The sequence below is a fragment of the Psychromonas sp. genome (assembly GCF_047632955.1).
Lineage (GTDB): Bacteria > Pseudomonadota > Gammaproteobacteria > Enterobacterales > Psychromonadaceae > Psychromonas.
Window position 1 is genome coordinate 12,148 of record NZ_JBLIED010000041.1, and the last position, 19,276, is coordinate 31,423.

Sequence of the window (19,276 nt, forward strand, 5' to 3'; positions counted from 1 at the left end):
GATCTATTGATCGTCTGTTTACGTATATTTGGATACAAAATAGCGTTAGAAAGCCACTCTCGAGAGCGGATTTAATCAAATTTCAATTATATAAATGAAGTCATTGGAGTCATTATGGATAAGGGAAAAGTGTTGCTAAGCGGTTCATCTGGTTTGGTTGGAACGGCTTTAAGTGAGCTTTTGACAGCAGAAGGTTATCAGGTTGGCAGGTTATTGCGCAGCGAGCAGGCGGGGCAGCCTTACTGGAATATTCAGCAGCACTATCTTGAACTTAAGGAGTTTGAAAATCCCGATGTAATTATTCACCTGGCGGGTGAGAATATAGGTGACGGGCGATGGACAAATGACAAAAAAAAGAAACTGCTGGAAAGTCGAACCCTGTCTACCCAATTGCTGGTCGATCATTTCAAAAAAGCCCAGCCCGCACCTAAACTTTTTATCTGTGCTTCGGCAATTGGTTTTTATGGTAATAGAGGCGATCAGAAGCTTGATGAAAATAGTGCGGCGGGTACTGATTTTGTCAGTCAATTGGCATCAGACTGGGAAGAAAGCAGCCAGGGTATCAAAGAGGCCGGCACCCGACTCGTGAATCTGCGCACTGGTATCGTTATCAGTAAAAAGGGCGGAGCGTTAGCAAAAATGTTACCGGCTTTTAAACTGGGTTTAGGCGGGAAAATCGGCTCTGGTAAGCAAATCATGAGCTGGATTGATATTAACGATATGCTCCGCGCTATTTTATTTGTGATTGAAAATAATAATATTCAAGGACCGGTAAATTTGGTCTCACCCAATCCGGTAACCAATCAGGTATTTAGCCAACTGCTGGCAAAACAGTTAAATCGTCCCTGCATTTTTCCCCTGCCTGAAGTGCTGGTCAAGTTGTTGTTTGCGCAAATGGGTAAGGAATTATTGCTTTCAAGTACGCGGGTATTACCTGAAAAGTTGCTGGATGCGGGGTTTGCCTTTAAGTATGGCAAGTTAGAAGAGAGTTTTTGCAGCAGTTTGGGGGTAGGTGAGAATAAGTTGTGCACTTAAATCAAAGGAAAGGGCAGCCGAAGCTGCCCTAAGTTTAGTCACTCTGTCTTATCCGTGACAGTCGAAGCTCCCTGCTGTATATCCCTATTGACTATTGCCACTCAAGGCATCCACTTCCCTAATCCTTTGGGTTTAATCCGTTTTATATCCATATCAGATAAACACTCCTGTTTGTCTGTCCTCTCCCTTTCCCTGGGAGGTGTCCGTTTTTGTCATCCTGACTTAATAATGCTAATCCTAAGTATTATTAATCACTTTTATCCATAAAGTGTCCCTTACTACATCCCGTAGTGGTTCCTTTTATCATCCTGATATATAAAGCGGCCCTGCTTTATAAGCTCCCAATCCCGGGGTGTCCCTGTGTCTTCCTGACCAGATAACAATCTCTATCTGTCCATAACAATCAACTTACTATTGTTATTTCTGCATCCTTTTATGATGGCTTTACTTCCTGTAAAGCTATCTTCGTTCCTGCAGGACTAATAGTAAGCTTTTATCTCAAAAATATTAATAATAAAAACCATAATTTCATTGGTTATGTGACGGAGAGTTGAAATAACCTTTTTAATTACAGTGTGTTGCGTTTTAGGTCTTGTTTTGGAATAGTTTTTTCTCTGCTTCATTGACACAATGTCGTCGATTATTAATGGTCAATCTCCTACAAAATATAGTTGTTTATTGTTAAAAAAATCCTTGCCAAATAACTCCGGCTATTTTTTGTACAAATTAGAGCGGCAAGGTAATAATGGTCGTCTGCTTTAATATTCGTTTGTTATAAAAAGAAAGGGCAGCCGAAGCTGCCCTTAATCGTATTATTTCCCAAACCCATTGGGTTATATCCCTATAAGATAAATAATTCTGTTTATCTTTCATCCGTCTTTCCTTGACAGATTTTTTACACGGATTTAATTATAAAATCCGTGTCTAACCGGTAATTAGAAGTTGTAACGCAGGCCAGCTACTAGCTCATCATCACCAGCGTCGGTGTTATCCAGTTTATATGAAGCATAAGTACGCAGGTTTTTGTTAAAGCGGTACTGTCCTTCCAGTGCAACGTAGTCTTCTGTATCGCCGGCTAGATCTTCTTCAGCCGTACCGTACATTGCAATCATGCGGAATTCTTTAGTGAATTTGTATTGCGCAGCAACTTCTACAGAAGTGAAATCATCGTTATCAGCTACCGATCCCATGGCGTAGGTTGCAGCTAGATATAAATCTTCAAACGTATATCCCGCACCTAAAGTTACTTGATTTTGTTGATCCTGGTCTGCATATGAAGCACCCAGGTCTAAACCGAAGTCCATTGAGTACAAAGCTGATAAACCAAAGGCATCTTCAGCGGCATCACCTTCGGTCTCAGAACCGTTAGCAATATAGTTCGCTTTTAGTGCTAAACCCTGAATAGAATTGTTGGCAAAAACAAAGTTATTTGATTCTTTATCCGATGCACTGTCGATGTACTGCTGCAGACCTGAATGATACGAGGCAATATCGGTCATATCAGAGATTTGTACGCTAGCTGTGTCTTGACGGCCGTAAGAAAAATCACCAGCTTCGGTGCCAATACCAGCAAACAGGTAGCGGTTTTCTGCTACCTCACCAGGTTTAATTTCATATTCCATAAAAGCAAAACCGCTGAGGCTTTCAGAAATTTTTGTTTCACCTTCAAAATTAATACGTGCACGGCTTTCATCTAACATTGAACCATCAACTGCATCGGAAAATAGCGCGCGGACTTCAGCTCGGCCGCCGATTGATAATTTAGTATCTTCCTTATCGTAAACCGTTGCTGCACTTACCGCACCTGAAACGAAACTGCTAAGGATCAAAGTTGCTAATAATGTCTTTTTCATAATTATTCCATATATAGTTAGTTAAAGGTTTTCGTTTTAGTTTTCAGCTCTGTGGCTGTTTGCGAAAAGAAGCATAACTTTTTACTGTGACAGTCTTGTGACAAAAACAGGGGCATATCGAAAAAAATAGAGAATATTTTTAGCAGGTGAGGGGCGATAATGATAATTATTACGAAGCTAGTTGAGGGCACAAAAAAGCCGCTGAGCAGCGGCTTTTATTTACAGAATAATTTTATTGCTTATTTGCCAATACAGAAGCTTGAAAATATTTTTCCGAGCAGATCATCGGAGCTGAATTCGCCGGTAATTTCACTCAGATATTGTTGGGTTAATCTTAACTCTTCGGCTAATAATTCACCCGCTCGATACTCTTCCAATTGGACTTTACCTTCCAGCAAATGACGCTGGGCGTTATCAATGGCTTCTAAATGGCGGCGTCTTGCCATAAACCCACTGGTGGTATGACCCTGATAACCCATAATATCTTTAAGATGTTCTTTTAATAAGTCCACCCCCTGGCCGGTTTTTGCTGAAATTCGATAAACGGGATGCTCATGACTTTTCGTAACAGTTAACGGCTCTCCGGTTAAATCCGCTTTATTACGCACCACGGTTAGGCCAACTGACTTGGGCAGTTTATCAATAAAATCCGGCCAAATTTGACGTGGATCTTCAGCATCGGTGGTGGTGGCATCGAGCATAAACAGGATACGATCCGCTGTTGTTATCTCCTGCCAGGCGCGTTCAATGCCTATTTTTTCAATTTCATCGGCACCTTCACGCAGACCCGCGGTATCAATAATATGTAGTGGCATGCCATCAATGTGAATATGTTCGCGCATCACATCACGGGTAGTACCGGCAATGTCGGTGACAATGGCACGCTCGACGCCCACCAGGCTGTTCAATAAACTGGATTTTCCGGCATTTGGCCGTCCTGCAATAACCACCTTCATACCATCACGTAAAATAGCGCCCTGTTTGGCCTGCTCTTTTACCGCTTCCAGGTTAGCGATTATTTGGTATAAATCTTTGGCAATTTTACCGTCACTTAAAAAATCGACCTCCTCTTCAGGGAAATCAATAGAGGCTTCAACATAAATGCGTAAATAGATGAGGCTTTCAACAAGATCATCTATTTTTTCTGAAAACTCACCCTGTAAAGAACGCAGGGCACTTTTGGCCGCTTGTTCAGAGGTTGCTTCAATTAAATCAGCAATCGCTTCAGCTTGTGCCAAATCCAGTTTATCGTTCATAAATGCGCGTTCTGAAAACTCTCCCGGATTGGCACTGCGCAGGTTTTTCATGCTTAAAATTGCTTTAATAAGCATATCCATCACCACCGGACCACCGTGTCCCTGAAGTTCCAATACATCTTCACCGGTAAATGAATTGGGCGCTTTAAAAAACAGTGCAATACCTTTATCCAGCACTTCGCTATGTTGATCGTTAAAGGGTAAGTATTCGGCTAAACGCAGTTTAGGCACTTTACCCAAAATAACCTTTGCGACTGCCTCTGCATCCGGCCCTGAAACGCGAACAATACCAACACCACCACGACCGGGTGCGGTTGCTTGAGCAACAATTGTATCAGTAGCTTTGATCATGATTAGACCTCAAAATTTAAATGATCATACCCAAATCACTTGAATAGGCTAATTTCTGCCGCTGCAAGTGATTTGGGTATATATAAAAAAGGCGACTTATAGTCGCCTTTTTATCAATGGTTACCGGGAAAATAAATTATTTTTTATCCAGCACCACAGGTTCTTTTTGCTTTGGATGCAAACCTTTCTTTTCAAAGCTGCGATAAATCAGCGTTTGTTGAATTAAGGTAACAACATTACTCATCAACCAGTAAAGTACCAGACCTGCAGGGAACCATAGGAAGAAGAAAGTGAAAATAACCGGCATAAACTGCATTACTTTCTGCTGCATTGGATCTTGTACGGTTGTTGGAGACATTTTCTGGATAAAGAACATGCTGATACCCATCAGGATTGGCATGATGTAATAAGGGTCTTGTACCGACAGATCCTGAATCCATAACATAAAGGGTGCATGACGCAATTCAACCGATTCCATCAATGACCAGTATAATGCAATGAAAATAGGCATTTGTAATAGGATAGGGAAACAACCACCAAGCGGATTGACTTTCTCTTTCTTATACAGCTCCATCATTGCTTTTGATACTTTCTGACGGTCCTCTCCATACTTTTCACGTAATTCTTGAATCTTAGGTTGCAGCAGACGCATTTTAGCCATAGAGGTGTATTGCGCTTTAGTAAGCGGGTAAAGTGCACCTTTTACGGTAAAAGTGATCAGGATGATCGCAACACCCCAGTTGCCAACAATGCCCTGGAAGAATAACAACAGTTTGAACAACGGTTGAGCAATAAACCATAACCAACCGTAATCAACGGTTAAATCAAGATGATTTGCAACAACTGCCATTTTTTCCTGTATTTTAGGGCCGACCCACAAATTAGTCTCAAGCTCAGCAACACTTTGTGCGGCAACGGTTTTTGATGGAGCTTTAAAGCCTATAGCGGCATCCTTATCTTGAATAATGTTGCTGTACAGTACATTTTCATCCGTAGGGGACGGGATCCATGCAGATACAAAATAATGTTGTAACATTGCCACCCAACCACCTTGGGTTGTTCTGTTCAACGCGCCATCTTTCATATCATCAAAGCTGTATTTTTCGTAACGGACATCCGTTGCTGAGAAAGCGCCACCGCGATAAACAGGCATCACCATACTGCCGGTATCATCGGATAATGATTCCCTTAATTGAGCATAAAGCTGAACATTGATTGGGCTATCTGTCTTGTTTTCAATTTGGTAAGCAACATTAGTCACATATTCACCGCGTTTAAGGGTGAAGGTTTTAGTGAAAATATTACCATCGGCATCAACAAAATGCAGCGTTGTGGATACTTCATTCTGGCCATCGGCTAAGACAGATTCTGTATCGGCTGTATTATATAAAGGACGGCCATTTTTATTGGCATCCGGGCCTTGCCCAATCAAACCACTTTGTGCGATATAGGTAAAACCATTACCGCTATCCAATAGACGGTAAGGGGTGTCGGAATTAAGCTCGTCACTATGTTTTAATAGATCGGCTGTAATAATATCACCACCAACCAGAGAGATGCTTAAGCGTAATTGATCATTTTCCAGGGTAACGGATTGACTCGCTGGCATCTGAGCTGGGGCTGGTTCTGTACTGCTTTGCCCGGGTGAATTTGGTACTCCCTCACTTAAATTGGTGTTGGAAGCAACTGAAGCCGGAATAGATGAATCAACTTGTTCTGTTTGCACTTGCGGAGCGACTTCAGGATTTTTTTCGTCGACCCATGCGGTATAAAGCAAAAAGCTCACAAACAGCAGAGCGAGTAAAAGTAAATTGCGTTGGGATTCCATAAGGTTTCTTATTCTCTATTTAGTTAGATTTATTTTTATTAGCACAACAAGTAGGCACAGGATCGTAACCACCCTCACTTAAAGGCTGGCATTTTATAATACGCGCAGCCGCGAACCAACAACCTTTTATTATTCCGTGTAATTTTATCGCTTCGATCGCATATTGTGAACAAGTTGGCGTAAAACGACAACGTGGGCCAATCATTGGGCTAATAAATACTTGATAACCGCGAATCAATTTGATTACTACCCATTGCACCGCTGCACTAATTTCCGCCATAATTTATCCAATATTTTGTTGATTTCTTGATTTGATAAATCCGCAATACCTGCTTTAGCAATAACAACAATATCTATTGCAGGGAGTTGGTGTTGCTGGTGACGAAATTGCTCTCTAACAATGCGACGAATACGATTACGCCCTACGGCACGTTTAATGTGCTTTTTGGGAATAGCCATTCCGATGCGAGGATGATCTAGGGTGTTTTTTCGAGCTAGAAGAGTCAGATAGGGGGAAACTGCCGGGACAGCATTTTTAAAAACAGGTTGAAAATCTTCGGGAGTTAGCAAACGCAACTCCCGAGAAAACGAATAATTCACCACGTCTGGTAGATTATGCGCTTAAGCTTGAGCGGCCTTTAGCACGACGACGAGCTAGTACGTTACGACCATTTTTAGTCGCCATACGAGTTCGGAAACCGTGTGAACGCTTGCGCTTAATGTTACTTGGTTGGAAAGTACGTTTCATGCTCTTTTCCACTATTGTTAAGTACGGTACAGTAGCTAATGTTTTTAGCTTATTATTGATAAATTACTTTACTAGTAACTCAGAAATAATAAATAAAAACCGTCAGCCGATTAAAAAGAGAGCGAATTCTATGTATTGATCGACTAAAAGTCAATCAGAGATGCTTCTTTCGGCACATTAAAATTTTTACTTTAACAAGCATAAGCTCGTATTAGATAAGATAATGTACGCGCCAGACTCGTAGTCAGGGTGAAAGGATTATATAGAAGCGTCATTAATAAGCAAGGATCTTAGGGTGATCTTTCTGTTATTTATCCTTGAAAGGATTGCACTTAAGAGATCCTTATTGTTAATCGCCCGGTCAGTACCGCGCTATTATTTTGAAGGATCTTTTTTACACACCTTTTTAAAGCGATAAATAGTGTTAAGCACTGCGAGTCGTTATAATGATTACCCTTTTTATTATAATATGACTGATTTGCGCGCCCGCGAATGATGTTTTTTATATTAAGCAGTTGTCTGCATTTTTATTATTTGGAGCTCTCCAATTGAAGAAATTTATAGTCTGGCCGGTGTTAAGTGCTTTATTAGTGATTACCAGCCTTCTTAGCACTTTGGCAGCGGCTGCTGCTCCGCAAACGTCTACGGGTTGGATAACCGACTTTAATCATCCTCCGGTGAGCCTATTAGCCGAGTTAACCGGGCAAATAGATAAAGATAAACAAAGCGTTAATGCTTTATTACAGGTTAAACTTTCGGGCGAATGGAAAACCTATTGGCGTTCACCCGGTGAAGGGGGAGTTGCACCGAGCTTTGATTTCTCCGACTCAAGCAATATCAAAGAGGTGAACTGGTTGTGGCCGGCACCTAAACGTTATCCGGTCTCGGGAGTGGAAACCATCGGTTACAAAGGGCTGATTAATTTCCCGTTAACCATAGTGCTGCAGGATATCGGTAAAGCGGCTCACTTAAAAGGGATATTAACGCTTGCTTCGTGCACTAACATTTGTGTTTTAAGTGATTATGAAATTAACCTTGTATTTGATCCTGATACTCTGGTGAGCGATCCCGAAGTGGTCTTTAAATTCGGTCAGGCACTCGGTACTATTCCGATTTTAATGACTGAGCAGCAACTTTTACAGCAGCAGGATAACGCCATTATTAGCCGGGTACGTTCCTCCTGGAATCCATTAAAACAGCAGTTAGTAGTACAAGTAAATAATAAATTTGGCTGGTCTAAACCGGATCTGTTTATTGACTCAGACTCCCCTGATCTTGAGTATGTTACTTTTTCTGCGCCTGAAATTAACATTTCAAACAATACACTGACCGCGACTATTGGTGCTTCAAGCTGGTCCGGTGAGGTTGATTTAACCAATAAAACTATCCATGCAACTGTGCTTGATACTGATACCAGCGTGGAGTTGGTGACAACGACATCGGATCAAATTATCCGCAGTAACACTGCAGATGGTCTGTTGGTTATGTTTTTAATTGCCCTGTTAGGTGGTTTGATTCTTAATATTATGCCCTGTGTTTTACCTGTATTAGGGATGAAACTGAGCTCTATTTTATCTGCCCAGGGCATACAGCGTCGCCAAATTCGCAGACAATTCTTAGCCTCCTCGCTGGGTATATTAACTTCGTTCTGGTTATCGGCGATTTTCTTATTGTTATTAAAATTATCCGGTCAGGCTTTAGGCTGGGGCATTCAATTTCAAAACCCTTATTTTATTGTTGCTATGGTTATTATAACCGCGCTGTTTGCTGCAAATACGTTAGGGCTTTTTGAAATTCAATTGCCCGTGGTGATCCAAACTTGGCTTGCCGGAAAAGGAGATCAATCCTATCTCGGTCATTATCTGCAGGGCATGTTTGCAACCCTGTTAGCCACCCCCTGCAGTGCGCCCTTTTTAGGAACTGCGGTGGCGTTTGCCCTTGGAGGGTCAACAGCGGAGTTGTTTGTTATTTTCAGCGCATTGGGGCTGGGTATGGCATTACCCTGGTTATTAATTGCCATCTTTCCGGGAATGGCATTACTACTGCCTAAACCGGGCAGGTGGATGGGCACCGTTAAGTTAGTCTTTGCACTGATGATTCTAGCAACCAGTTTCTGGTTGTTAAGCCTGCTGGGTAATTTTATCGGTACGCTGAATATGTTCCTGACTGCAGCTTTGCTGTTAATAGTTTTATTTACTTTGACGCTCAGAAAATACGGTAAACGTATTCTGTTAGTTGCATTATTCTCATTACTCTTAGCCACTGCGCTGGGGTTTATGCTGGGCAGTTTAACAGCTAAAAATTGGGTCAGCCCATTAGCTGGCGAGCTCGATTGGTCGCCGTTGGATGCACAAACAATTCAGCAGCAGGTGGCATCGGGTAAAACCGTTTTTGTAGATGTCACCGCGGATTGGTGTATTACCTGTAAGGCGAATAAAATCGGCGTGTTGTTACAGGATCCGGTGTACAGCGCGCTGCAGGCAGAAAACGTGGTATTAATGAAAGGTGATTGGACGGTCCGATCTGATTCAGTTACTGCCTATTTACAGTCATATGGGCGCTACGGTGTACCCTTTAATATTGTCTACGGGCCGAAAGCTCCGCAGGGATTACCTTTACCGACAATATTAAGCAGCCAACAGGTTTTATCTGCGCTGCAACAGGTGCAGGGTAACTAACGGTACTGTCTGCAGCAAGTATTGAGGGTGAGACAACCGATCTGATTTGTAATAATAAAATGTCAAATCAAGTCGGTCATCAGTGGTTTTACTACGCCGATTAGAATGTGGCTGCGTTTGTTAACGACCTGACTTGTTATTGCAACAGAATAAAAAAGCAGTCTCAGTTGACTGCTTTTTTTCTGCAAATTTTTACCCGCTTAATCACTAGTCATCTAAACTGATTACGGTAAATCCCTCAGCAGTATCATCCGATGCAATCAGGGTTGTCAGGCTACCCGCAGTTAAGTTGAGCATTGCCGGACCGATCACAACACTGCCCATATCATCAGGCGGAGTGATCATTATGTAGACTTCACCGGGAGTAACAGAAAGTACCGTACTGTCTCCTTTATAGGCAACATTTTTTAAAATTAGATCATCATCACTGGGTGTTGCATCATCACTGATATAGATATCAACATTACCGGCTTTTGTGGATGCGTGAATAGCGCGTAATTTAGCAGCTGTTGCAACGCGTCGCACTTCATCTTCAACAACATATAACTGATCATTGTCTAGCTCATCCGTTAAATTACCGATGGCTATAGCTGTATATGTTTTACTCGGCTCTAATGTTGCCGTTAATGTTAACGCTTCAACAACAGTAACAGGATCTGAACCGTTAACTGCAACATCAAAGGTGTATTCTGCTGCGCCAACAGCCAGGTAATCTGTGACATCTGTAAATGCTAAATTATACAGTGGGGTGCCTTCCGCAGGCGCGCTACCATTTACCCATACGTCAACCGCAGGTGCATCAGAAATGGCATGTACGACGCGCAGATCGCTGCCGGTATCTTTATCACGAACCAAGAAGGATGTTTCTCCGGTATCTACTAATAAGTTGACCGGCGATTCACCTGCTTCGGTATTGTTGGTTGCAGCAACAAACCAGTCACCACCTACAGGCACAGTCACTGTGCCTGAATCAAAATAAAGACTTTGGCTATTATTTGGATCGGTGATTCTGACCCGATAGTTACCCGCCGCGACTGAAATGGCCTGCGTTACACCCAGATATTCAAGATCGTCTGCGAAGGGCGTTGCACCGGCAAGATCAGCATCTGGTCCGGTAACAAATACATCAACCATCGGGGCATCTGGCGCGGCGTGCATAACTTGTAGGCGGGCGTCTGCAGGTGTTAAATAATCCCGGGCAATAATTTGAGGTGCAAATTCGTTAACTTCTCCGCTTCCGATTAAAGCCGCTTTACCTGCAGCGACAACATTGTATTCGGTATCTTTTTCAAGCGTTAATTGTGTTTCCGGAATCACTGTGAGTGTCGTACCATCGGGTAATAGCGCTTCAACTTGCACCGTATGCATGCCTGCTGCTACTTTGACCGCCCCGGAGCTTTGCTGGTAATCAACAGCTGCTAAGGCTAATTTTCCATCTAACCAGATATTAACTTTCGGTGCATCGGGAGACGCATGATAAATTCTTAAATATGAATCCTCGTCATTATCACTTCCACAAGCAAACAGGGTTGCTGCGGCCAATGAGGCGAATAGAACCTTGGTAAAATTTTTCATTATTGAAACTCCTGATTAAAAAACGTACTACTGGATACGTGATATTTTAAAAAAGAGATCATAATTTTTTGATTTTAAATAAGGTGCTGCGACAACACTGTTTTTCATTATTTTTGAGGCAATTTAGACTAGGGTACTGGTATAGCTTGATAGCGCCTGAGTTTTGTGAAATAAAGAGCTTAACTAAATGAATTAATAACAAGGCTGGGCAATGAAAGAGCTGGATCGTATCGATCGTAAAATATTAAATGTGTTGCAAAAAGACGGGCGGATATCCAATGTTGAACTTTCCAAACGTGTTGACCTCAGTCCTACTCCCTGTCTGGAGCGGGTAAAACGTCTTGAGCGTCAAGGGTTTATCACCGGTTATATTGCCACGCTTAACCCGCAATACTTGGGAGCTGCACTGCTGGTTTTTATTGAAGTAACCTTGAGCCGCGGTGAAGCCGATGTATTTGAGGCGTTTAATAAAGCCGTTTTACAGTCCGAGGAAATTCAAGAATGTCATTTAGTGTCGGGGGACTTTGACTACCTGCTGAAGGCGCGTGTTGCTGACATGTCAGCATATCGAAAACTGCTTGCTAAAACCTTATTAACTTTGCCCAGTATTAAGGAAACCCGCACTTATGTGGTTATGGAAGAAGTAAAAGTAAATACCCTGTTACGAATATAAAAATTATAATGAAAAAAAGCGCCACCCTGGGGCAGCGCTAATAAACGTTATGCTAATGCAACTTTAGGATCAACAAACTCAAATCCTAAGTTTTGTGCCACACTGGCACAGGTTATCTGACCATTGATAACATTCAGGCCATTTAAGAAATGCGGATCACTTAATAAAGCTTCTTTATAGCCTTTATTAGCAAGATTGATGATGAAAGGCAGGGTTGCATTATTCAATGCAAAGGTTGATGTCAGTGGAACAGCACCCGGCATATTAGCAACACAGTAATGAACTACATCATCAACAATAAAGGTTGGATCTGCATGGGTTGTGGCTTTTGAAGTGGCAATACAGCCCCCTTGATCAATTGCAACATCAACAATAGCGGAGCCCGGTTTCATGTTTTTAATATGTTCAGCGGTGACGAGTTTAGGTGCAGCAGCGCCGGCAACCAGTACGCCGCCAATCACTAAATCGGCCTCAAGTACATGTTCTTCAAGCGCTTCCGTTGTTGAATATACGGTTTTAATTTTATTACCAAACTGTGCATCAAGACGACGTAAAACATTAACATTACGATCCAGAATAACCACTTCAGCGCCCATGCCCACGGCCATTTGTGCCGCATTATTACCAACCATGCCGCCACCAATAATGACCACCTTGGCAGGAGCAACACCGGGAACGCCGCCTAACAACATGCCACGGCCGGCATTAGATTTTTCAAGAGCCTGAGCACCCGCTTGAATTGACATGCGACCTGCAACCTCTGACATCGGTGCTAAAAGAGGTAAACCACCTTGATTGTCGGTGACTGTCTCATAGGCAATACAAATTGCCTTTGATTTAATCAAATCTTCTGTTTGCGCTAGATCGGGTGCCAAGTGAAGGTATGTAAATAGAATTTGTCCTTCACGTAACATCGCACGTTCAACGGCTTGCGGTTCTTTTACCTTCACTATCATTTCAGCGCCGGCGAATACTTCTGCCGCACTTGTCAGAATAGATGCACCACAATTAATATAGTCCTGATCACTGAAACCAATGCCTAAACCTGCATTTGTCTCAACAAGAATCTGGTGTCCATGATTGCTTAATTCACGAACACTGCCCGGGACCATACCTACTCGATATTCGTGATTTTTAATTTCTTTAGGGACGCCGATAATCATAATACATACTCCGTTATGGTTTGGTTTAATAAATATTTAAAGTCAGTTTAAATATTTTTATCCAGATTGTGCAACTAAGTTTTTGCGCCTTTATAGTTTTATGTTCTAAGGTTTTGCGTCTTTATAGTTTTATATTCTGAATTGCTTTGTTATGCCCTTGTGATGCTTTTGTTACGGTTTTGCTCTCTCAAATTTAGAAGAGGGAATAAAAAATAGCCGAACAGGTAAATGATAGGGCGCTAAAAAATGGGCAAAACCAAAGACGTCACTTATCTGCAGTGAGTAAGGCTTGGGATCAGATAAAGAGATAACCGTCCAATCCAGAGAATAAAACAGGAATACTTAATCTAAGCGTGATTGATCAGATAAGAGATCATCGCATTTAGGGTCAGCACTTTAGCGTAATCAGTTTCCGGAATGACCACCTGAGTGCGCTTAGAAACCGCGATCACCAGATTAAGGAAATCCATCGAATCAAGCTCCAGTGCTTCACGCATATCTTGATCATCGGGCACTTCATTCGCTTCTATTTCAGGAGCAATATTACTTAACTCTTCAAGGATGATACTTTTTAATTGATTATTGTTCATAAATCCTCGCGTTTATTATCTGCTTATTTTTAATTTGCTTTACCATGGTCAGCTAAAGCTCACATTTAAACTGTCCACAAAGCTTCCGGCTTTTGCAGCAGTTGGTTTAACTGATATAGCAAACGAGCACCGATCCGGCCGTCACTGACACGATGATCGGCTGCCAGAGAAGCTTCAATAACGGAACGTATTTTTACCGCATCGGCAACGGCCATTACCTCCTGATGAGGGCTGCCTAAAGCCAGAATTGCCACCTGTGGCGGAAAAATCACAGCGAACATCTGTTCTGCGCCACGTTCGCCAAGGCTGGTCACGGTAAAGCTGCCGCCACTCAATTCAGAAAAAAGTAAACTGCCATTGCGCGCGTGTGTCACCTGCTGTTTAAGAACTTCCATCATCTGTGAGGGAGAAAGTGTTTGCGCCGCCCGGATCACCGGCATGATTAATCCTCCGCTACGTAAATTAATCGCATTGGCTAAATGGACAGTGTCACTGGCGACAAAACGATCCTCTTTATATTCGCCGTTAAGTTGCTGGTTATCCATTAAGGTGCGCGCAATGGCGCACAATAAAGGAGCCGCTATTAGCAGGCGCTGCTCTACGGGGAGCTCTGCGTTAACCTGCAGCAGGTATTCCTCTAGGTTGGTAATATCCAAACGCTGGCGCAAATAATAGTGTGGTATCTGTTGTTTTGAACGGGTCACTGTTGCGCTGATCGCCTGGCGCATGGCCTCTTTATTAAACCCTTTGTCAGGGGGTGCCGGTGCGCGGTTTAAGGTTGCTTTTTTATCTGCCGGTTGTGCTGTGTTTTCTGCCATCTGCTGACTGAGCTGTTGTTGTTTGATTACCTGCTCGATCATGGCCAAGGTGACAATTTTAGTCATCTTATTGGGAAACAGAGCGTTCAAAGTGAGTTGTTGCTGTTTTGCAAAAGATCGCGCCGCGGGCGTTGCGACAACAAAGCGCTTAGGAGTTGCCGGGTTATCAGGCTGCTTGAATGCTGGGCGTAGATTAGTATTCGCAGTAGCTGCGCTGTCCTCGATGGTTGCTGTGGAGGTTTTGTTAGAGGTGATATTCGTAACATTGGCCGTGTGGGGCCTTATGTTACTGGTTCTTAATCTGGCAATCGGCTCACCAACAGCAATTTTATCACCCTCTTTGACCAGTAAGCTTATAATTAACGCATCCTCAAAAATATCCAAATCTATGGCTCCCTTGTGGGTTTCGATAACAGCCACCACATCACCGCGTTTTATACTGTCTCCCTCTTTAACCAGCCATTGAGTTAGTGTTCCTTTTTTCATATCAGAGCCAAAAGAGGGCATCTTTAAGTCATGTTCATTGTTGCTCATAATAGCTCCCCCTGGCCTGATTCGGCTGACTCCATCATTTGCTTGGCAACGGCGATAATTTGTGCGACCTGCGGCAGACTCGCCTGTTCCAAATGGTATGCGTAGGGAATCGGCACTTCAACGCCACAAAGACGATTAATCGGAGCATCTAAATAGTAAAGTCCTAGTTCTGCAATGGTGGCGCTGACTTCTGCGGACATACCGCCACTTTTCCATGACTCGTCAACAATCAGCGCCTTGTGGGTACGACGTACTGAATCTAAAATGGTCTCTCTGTCTAGCGGGCGTAAACAGCGCAAATCGACAACTTCCGCATTAATGCCTAAGGTTTCAAGCTGCTGCGCTGCATCCATTGCTTTATACAAACAGCCTCCCCAGGTGATAATACTTAAATCACCACCCGGTCTGCGAATTACCGCTTTTTTCATCGGCGCAATGCTGTGTTTTTCCGGTAGCTCAGCCTCCTGATTATAGAGCATCACATGTTCAAAAATAATCACCGGATCGGGATCATCAAGTGCCATTTTTAGCATATAACGCGCGTCACCTATCGTGCCGGGATAAAGTACTTTAAGTCCGGGAATATGGGCGTATAAACCTTCAAAACTGTGCGAATGCTGAGCCGCCAGTTGTTTCCCCGCACCACAGGACATGCGAATCACTAAGGGCACCGATATCTGTCCACCGGACATATGCCTGAGCGTTGCGGCGTTGTTGATGATTTGATCCAGTGCAAGCAGGCTGAAATTAACTGTCATGATTTCTACTATGGGTCGCATTCCTGCTATTGCCGCACCAATGCCTGCGCCGACAAAACCGGATTCAGACAAAGGAGTATCAATAATGCGTTGCGCGCCAAAGCGATCGAGCAGTCCTTTGGAAACCGCATAACACCCCCCGTACTTACCCACATCTTCGCCGATTAAAAATACCCTGGAATCATCATTTAATGCTTCTACTAGCGCCGCCTTAAATGCCTCTCTGAAGGTGATTTTATCCATGAGAAACCTCCGTATATACGTGGTCTAACAAACCTTCGACGGGCTCGATATCAGCAGCATCTGCGCTTTGCACCGCCGCATCGATCTCCTTCTCCACCGCTAATTCTATAGCCTGCAGCTCTTCGGGTTCGATTTGATGATTGTCTTTTAACCATTGGCTTAACTGGATAACCGGTCCTTTTTTCTTCCACTGTTCAATTTCGTCATTATTACGATATAGCTGAGTATCAAACATCGAGTGACCACGAAAACGATAGGTTCGGCATTCTATAAAATGCGGGCCGGCACCACTGCGTATTGCGCTGCAGGCAAGTTTTGCTGCGGCTTCAACATCAATCACATTCATGCCATCTATAACTTGCGCAGCTAAACCATAACTTGCTGCTTTTAAATGAATTTTCTGATTAGATTCTTCGAACTCCAGGGGCGTGCCCATGGCATAAAGATTATTCTCACAGATAAACAGGATCGGCAGTTGCCATAATTTGGCCAGATTCAGGCTCTCGTGAAATTCTCCTTCGGCGACCGCGCCTTCACCAAAAAAACAGCAGGTGACAGTCTGCCGCTTTAGCATTTTATCTGCTAATGCGATACCAACAGCCAGGGGCAAAGCGCCTGCAACAATGGCATTACCGCCATAAAAACGCTGGCTGCTGTCAAACAGGTGCATCGATCCGCCTCGTCCGCCACTGCACCCACTGGCTTTACCAAACATCTCCGCCATCAGCGCATTCATGCTCAGTCCCCTTGCCAGCGCATGACCGTGTTCGCGATAAGTTGCAAGTACGGCATCCTGAGCTGTTAATGCCTGCATGACGCCAACGGCAATAGCCTCTTCGCCATTATAAAGATGTAAAAACCCGCGAATTTTTTCTTCATTATAGAGGGTCACGCAACGCTCTTCGAAGCGACGAATGCGAATCATCTGCTTGAGCAAAAAATGTAAATGAATACGATTGATATGTAATTTGTTACTGCTCATACCTTATCTCCTAAGCAAATTTATCAGCTTTTAGGCTTCATCACTTTCAAGCGTGGAAATATCACCTTCCGGCAATCCCAGTTCGCGCGCTTTTAATAAACGGCGCATAATTTTGCCGCTGCGGGTCTTAGGTAAATTTTTACGGAAAACAATCTCTCGAGGTGCAACGGCAGCGCCCAACCGTTTACGTGAATGACCCAACAACGTTTTACGTAAAATGTCATCACCTTCATATTCAGGTTTAAGCGCCACAAAAGCTTTTACAATTTCGCCTGCCACCTCATCGGGTAAACCGATCACTCCAACCTCTGCGACAGCGGGATGCTCCATCAACACACTTTCTACTTCAAAGGGACCAATCAAATGTCCCGAGCTTTTAATCACATCATCTGCCCGGCCAACAAACCAGTAATAACCATCGCCGTCACACATTGCCAAGTCGCCGGTTAAATACCAATCCCCGACAAAACATTTTTGATAACGCTGCTGTTCATGCAGATAACCGCGAAACATCGATGGCCAACCTTTTTTCAGGGCCAGCTCGCCGATCTGATTGGCTTTTGTCGCTGCTTTGATTTTCCCCCCTTCGGTATGCTCCATAATGGCAACCTCAATACCGGGTAAGGGTCTGCCCATTGAACCCGGGCGAACTGCCATGGTGGCAAAATTGGCGATCATGATCCCGCCGGTTTCGCTCTGCCACCAGTTATCGTGAAACGGCATGCCAAAAACCTTCTGTCCCCAGACAACCGCTTCTGGATTAAGCGGCTCTCCGACACTGGCAATAAAACGTAAGGCACTAAGATCATATTGAGAAGCCAGTTCGCCGCCGGTTTTCATCAACATACGAATAGCGGTAGGGGCGGTATACCAAACATTAATTTTTTGTTCGCTGAGTAACTGATACCAGTGATCGGCATCAAATTCAGCTTCATCAATGATCATGGTGACACGATTGCATAATGGCGCAATAATTCCGTAGGAAGTGCCCGTTACCCAGCCCGGATCGGCGGTACACCAATAACGGTCTCCGGGCCTAAGATCCAGTGCGTAAAAGGCTGAGATGCTATGGTAAACGACGGCTTGATGAACATGCATTGCGCCCTTAGGTTTACCCGTTGTACCCGAGGTGAAGTGTAATAAAGCGAGTTGTTCCGGATTACAGAGGCGGGCGGGAAAGTGGTCGCTACTTTGCTCTAATAAAGCATCAAGATCATAACAGTTGTCCGGAAGCGGGCCGCTGACGTTATACAGTAACACCCATTTTAAAGAGCTTAACTGCTCACGCCAGGGTTGCACTTTTTTCAGATAAAGCGCTGCACTGGTAATTAAAACACGGGCTTGACCTATCTCCATGCGGGAACGGACAGGCTCGGGGCCAAAGGCTGAAAATAGGGGGGAGAAAACCGTGCCGAACCTAAGTGTACCCAATAATGCAATATACAGTTGCGGTACTCGGCTGCATAAACCGAACACAGTATCATTAGGCTGCACACCAAAATTATGCAAAATATTGGCAAAACGACTGGTTTGCGCCATTAATTGTGCGTAACTAATGTCTCTGATTAACCCCTGTTTGCTCAGCCAGCGAATGGCTATCTGCTCACCAAAACCTTCTTTCACATGGCGATCCAGTGCCTCATCGGCGATATTTAACCCTTCTTTATTGCCGGCAATACGCTGCTGTGCCTGCTGCCAGTTGAAGTGCTTATAAGTCTCCTGGTAATTAACTAAATTATGTTTAGATGCCGATAAAGGATCTTTTTTTATTTCAGAAAAAGTCATTTTTATCTCCTTCGCTAAAGCCTAAAATAACTTATTTAAGGATAGATGAAAGAAGTGAAAATGTTTAGTTAATAGTCGATTCATAACAGGGGATACAAGCGGGGAACTATTTTAATCACTATTGCGTTTAGCAGTGCACCTGATTATTATAATTGTTATTTTACGAGTAAAAAAAAGGTAACATCTGCTGTTACCTTTTTTTAATAACGACTGATTTTTAATCAATGCAAAAAATGATCAGTTTATTTTCCTAATTCATTGGCGGTTAATATTGCTGACAATACCGATTCAGTAGTGACCTCAAATGGCATATTGTAAATAGTTTCACCTTCCGCGCAGGATGCAGCAGCCACTTCACGTAATTTATCTATGTTGAGCTTTTTGACACCCATCATATGCAGATTCG

General features: G+C 43.4%; 16 protein-coding genes. 3 read left to right on the forward strand and 13 right to left on the reverse strand.

Features of this window, described 5'->3' with window-relative positions; translation table 11 throughout:
* Positions 1–114: 114 nt before the first annotated feature.
* Positions 115–1,035 (forward strand): TIGR01777 family oxidoreductase, encoded by a 921-nt coding sequence (locus ACJAZP_RS16880; RefSeq protein WP_415231912.1) that lies wholly within the window; start codon positions 115–117, stop codon positions 1,033–1,035.
* A gap of 935 nt (positions 1,036–1,970) precedes the next feature.
* On the opposite strand, the gene ACJAZP_RS16885 is transcribed toward ACJAZP_RS16880, so the two are convergent.
* The 6 genes from ACJAZP_RS16885 to rpmH form a co-directional block, all read right to left on the reverse strand.
* A complete protein-coding gene (locus ACJAZP_RS16885; protein WP_415231913.1) occupies positions 1,971–2,888 on the reverse strand; it encodes a porin in 918 nt (305 codons plus the stop codon).
* A 239-nt stretch (positions 2,889–3,127) separates the two neighbouring features.
* The gene (gene mnmE, locus ACJAZP_RS16890) at positions 3,128–4,495 is read right to left on the reverse strand and encodes a tRNA uridine-5-carboxymethylaminomethyl(34) synthesis GTPase MnmE (RefSeq protein ID WP_415231914.1); all 1,368 of its coding nucleotides are present in this window, start codon (positions 4,493–4,495) and stop codon (positions 3,128–3,130) included.
* A 136-nt stretch (positions 4,496–4,631) separates the two neighbouring features.
* Positions 4,632–6,323 carry a membrane protein insertase YidC gene (gene yidC, locus ACJAZP_RS16895; RefSeq protein ID WP_415231915.1) on the reverse strand — a complete coding sequence of 564 codons (1,692 nt, stop codon included), beginning with the start codon at positions 6,321–6,323 and terminating at the stop codon, positions 4,632–4,634.
* A 19-nt stretch (positions 6,324–6,342) separates the two neighbouring features.
* The gene (gene yidD / locus ACJAZP_RS16900) at positions 6,343–6,603 is read right to left on the reverse strand and encodes a membrane protein insertion efficiency factor YidD (RefSeq protein ID WP_415231916.1); all 261 of its coding nucleotides are present in this window, start codon (positions 6,601–6,603) and stop codon (positions 6,343–6,345) included.
* Positions 6,570–6,926, reverse strand: coding sequence for a ribonuclease P protein component (gene rnpA / locus ACJAZP_RS16905; protein ID WP_415231917.1), 357 nt, complete (start codon positions 6,924–6,926; stop codon positions 6,570–6,572). The genes yidD and rnpA overlap by 34 nt, the downstream gene beginning before the upstream one ends.
* 10 nt (positions 6,927–6,936) lie before the next feature.
* A complete protein-coding gene (rpmH, locus tag ACJAZP_RS16910) occupies positions 6,937–7,071 on the reverse strand; it encodes a 50S ribosomal protein L34 (protein WP_011771839.1) in 135 nt (44 codons plus the stop codon).
* Between the two features lie 548 nt (positions 7,072–7,619).
* Here rpmH and ACJAZP_RS16915 point away from each other — a divergent pair.
* The gene (locus ACJAZP_RS16915) at positions 7,620–9,749 is read left to right on the forward strand and encodes a protein-disulfide reductase DsbD family protein (protein ID WP_415231918.1); all 2,130 of its coding nucleotides are present in this window, start codon (positions 7,620–7,622) and stop codon (positions 9,747–9,749) included.
* A gap of 207 nt (positions 9,750–9,956) precedes the next feature.
* Here the strand turns inward: ACJAZP_RS16915 and ACJAZP_RS16920 are convergent, their stop codons facing one another.
* Positions 9,957–11,324: a DUF4397 domain-containing protein gene (locus ACJAZP_RS16920; RefSeq protein WP_415231919.1), complete on the reverse strand. Its 1,368-nt coding sequence runs from the start codon at positions 11,322–11,324 to the stop codon at positions 9,957–9,959.
* 211 nt (positions 11,325–11,535) lie between these two features.
* Between ACJAZP_RS16920 and lrp the strand changes: the two genes are divergently transcribed.
* Entirely contained in the window at positions 11,536–11,997 is a 462-nt protein-coding gene (gene lrp, locus ACJAZP_RS16925; RefSeq protein WP_415231920.1) for a leucine-responsive transcriptional regulator Lrp, read from the forward strand.
* Between the two features lie 47 nt (positions 11,998–12,044).
* On the opposite strand, the gene ald is transcribed toward lrp, so the two are convergent.
* The 6 genes from ald to acsA form a co-directional block, all read right to left on the reverse strand.
* Positions 12,045–13,160: an alanine dehydrogenase gene (ald, locus tag ACJAZP_RS16930; protein ID WP_415231921.1), complete on the reverse strand. Its 1,116-nt coding sequence runs from the start codon at positions 13,158–13,160 to the stop codon at positions 12,045–12,047.
* Positions 13,161–13,507: 347 nt separating this feature from the next.
* Positions 13,508–13,750 (reverse strand): acyl carrier protein, encoded by a 243-nt coding sequence (locus tag ACJAZP_RS16935; RefSeq protein ID WP_415231922.1) that lies wholly within the window; start codon positions 13,748–13,750, stop codon positions 13,508–13,510.
* Positions 13,751–13,815: 65 nt separating this feature from the next.
* Positions 13,816–15,102, reverse strand: coding sequence for a dihydrolipoamide acetyltransferase family protein (locus tag ACJAZP_RS16940; RefSeq protein WP_415231923.1), 1,287 nt, complete (start codon positions 15,100–15,102; stop codon positions 13,816–13,818).
* The gene (locus tag ACJAZP_RS16945) at positions 15,099–16,103 is read right to left on the reverse strand and encodes an alpha-ketoacid dehydrogenase subunit beta (protein ID WP_415231924.1); all 1,005 of its coding nucleotides are present in this window, start codon (positions 16,101–16,103) and stop codon (positions 15,099–15,101) included. The genes ACJAZP_RS16940 and ACJAZP_RS16945 overlap by 4 nt, the downstream gene beginning before the upstream one ends.
* On the reverse strand, positions 16,096–17,085 hold the full coding sequence (gene pdhA, locus ACJAZP_RS16950; protein ID WP_415231925.1) for a pyruvate dehydrogenase (acetyl-transferring) E1 component subunit alpha: 990 nt from the start codon (positions 17,083–17,085) through the stop codon (positions 16,096–16,098). Before pdhA ends, ACJAZP_RS16945 begins: the two co-directional genes overlap by 8 nt.
* Before the next feature lie 30 nt (positions 17,086–17,115).
* The gene (gene acsA / locus ACJAZP_RS16955; protein WP_415231926.1) at positions 17,116–18,870 is read right to left on the reverse strand and encodes an acetate--CoA ligase; all 1,755 of its coding nucleotides are present in this window, start codon (positions 18,868–18,870) and stop codon (positions 17,116–17,118) included.
* Positions 18,871–19,276: the final 406 nt, after the last annotated feature.

Excerpts from the sequence above, each read along its gene's own strand:
- yidC (WP_415231915.1), bottom strand. The coding sequence starts at position 6,323 with ATGGAATCCCAACGCAATTTACTTTTACTCGCTCTGCTGTTTGTGAGC.
- ACJAZP_RS16935 (WP_415231922.1), bottom strand. The coding sequence starts at position 13,750 with ATGAACAATAATCAATTAAAAAGTATCATCCTTGAAGAGTTAAGTAAT.
- mnmE (WP_415231914.1), bottom strand. The coding sequence starts at position 4,495 with ATGATCAAAGCTACTGATACAATTGTTGCTCAAGCAACCGCACCCGGT.
- ACJAZP_RS16940 (WP_415231923.1), bottom strand. The coding sequence starts at position 15,102 with ATGAGCAACAATGAACATGACTTAAAGATGCCCTCTTTTGGCTCTGAT.
- yidD (WP_415231916.1), bottom strand. The coding sequence starts at position 6,603 with ATGGCGGAAATTAGTGCAGCGGTGCAATGGGTAGTAATCAAATTGATT.
- acsA (WP_415231926.1), bottom strand. The coding sequence starts at position 18,870 with ATGACTTTTTCTGAAATAAAAAAAGATCCTTTATCGGCATCTAAACAT.
- ald (WP_415231921.1), bottom strand. The coding sequence starts at position 13,160 with ATGATTATCGGCGTCCCTAAAGAAATTAAAAATCACGAATATCGAGTA.
- ACJAZP_RS16880 (WP_415231912.1), top strand. The coding sequence starts at position 115 with ATGGATAAGGGAAAAGTGTTGCTAAGCGGTTCATCTGGTTTGGTTGGA.
- rpmH (WP_011771839.1), bottom strand. The coding sequence starts at position 7,071 with ATGAAACGTACTTTCCAACCAAGTAACATTAAGCGCAAGCGTTCACAC.
- ACJAZP_RS16945 (WP_415231924.1), bottom strand. The coding sequence starts at position 16,103 with ATGGATAAAATCACCTTCAGAGAGGCATTTAAGGCGGCGCTAGTAGAA.
- ACJAZP_RS16920 (WP_415231919.1), bottom strand. The coding sequence starts at position 11,324 with ATGAAAAATTTTACCAAGGTTCTATTCGCCTCATTGGCCGCAGCAACC.
- ACJAZP_RS16885 (WP_415231913.1), bottom strand. The coding sequence starts at position 2,888 with ATGAAAAAGACATTATTAGCAACTTTGATCCTTAGCAGTTTCGTTTCA.
- lrp (WP_415231920.1), top strand. The coding sequence starts at position 11,536 with ATGAAAGAGCTGGATCGTATCGATCGTAAAATATTAAATGTGTTGCAA.
- pdhA (WP_415231925.1), bottom strand. The coding sequence starts at position 17,085 with ATGAGCAGTAACAAATTACATATCAATCGTATTCATTTACATTTTTTG.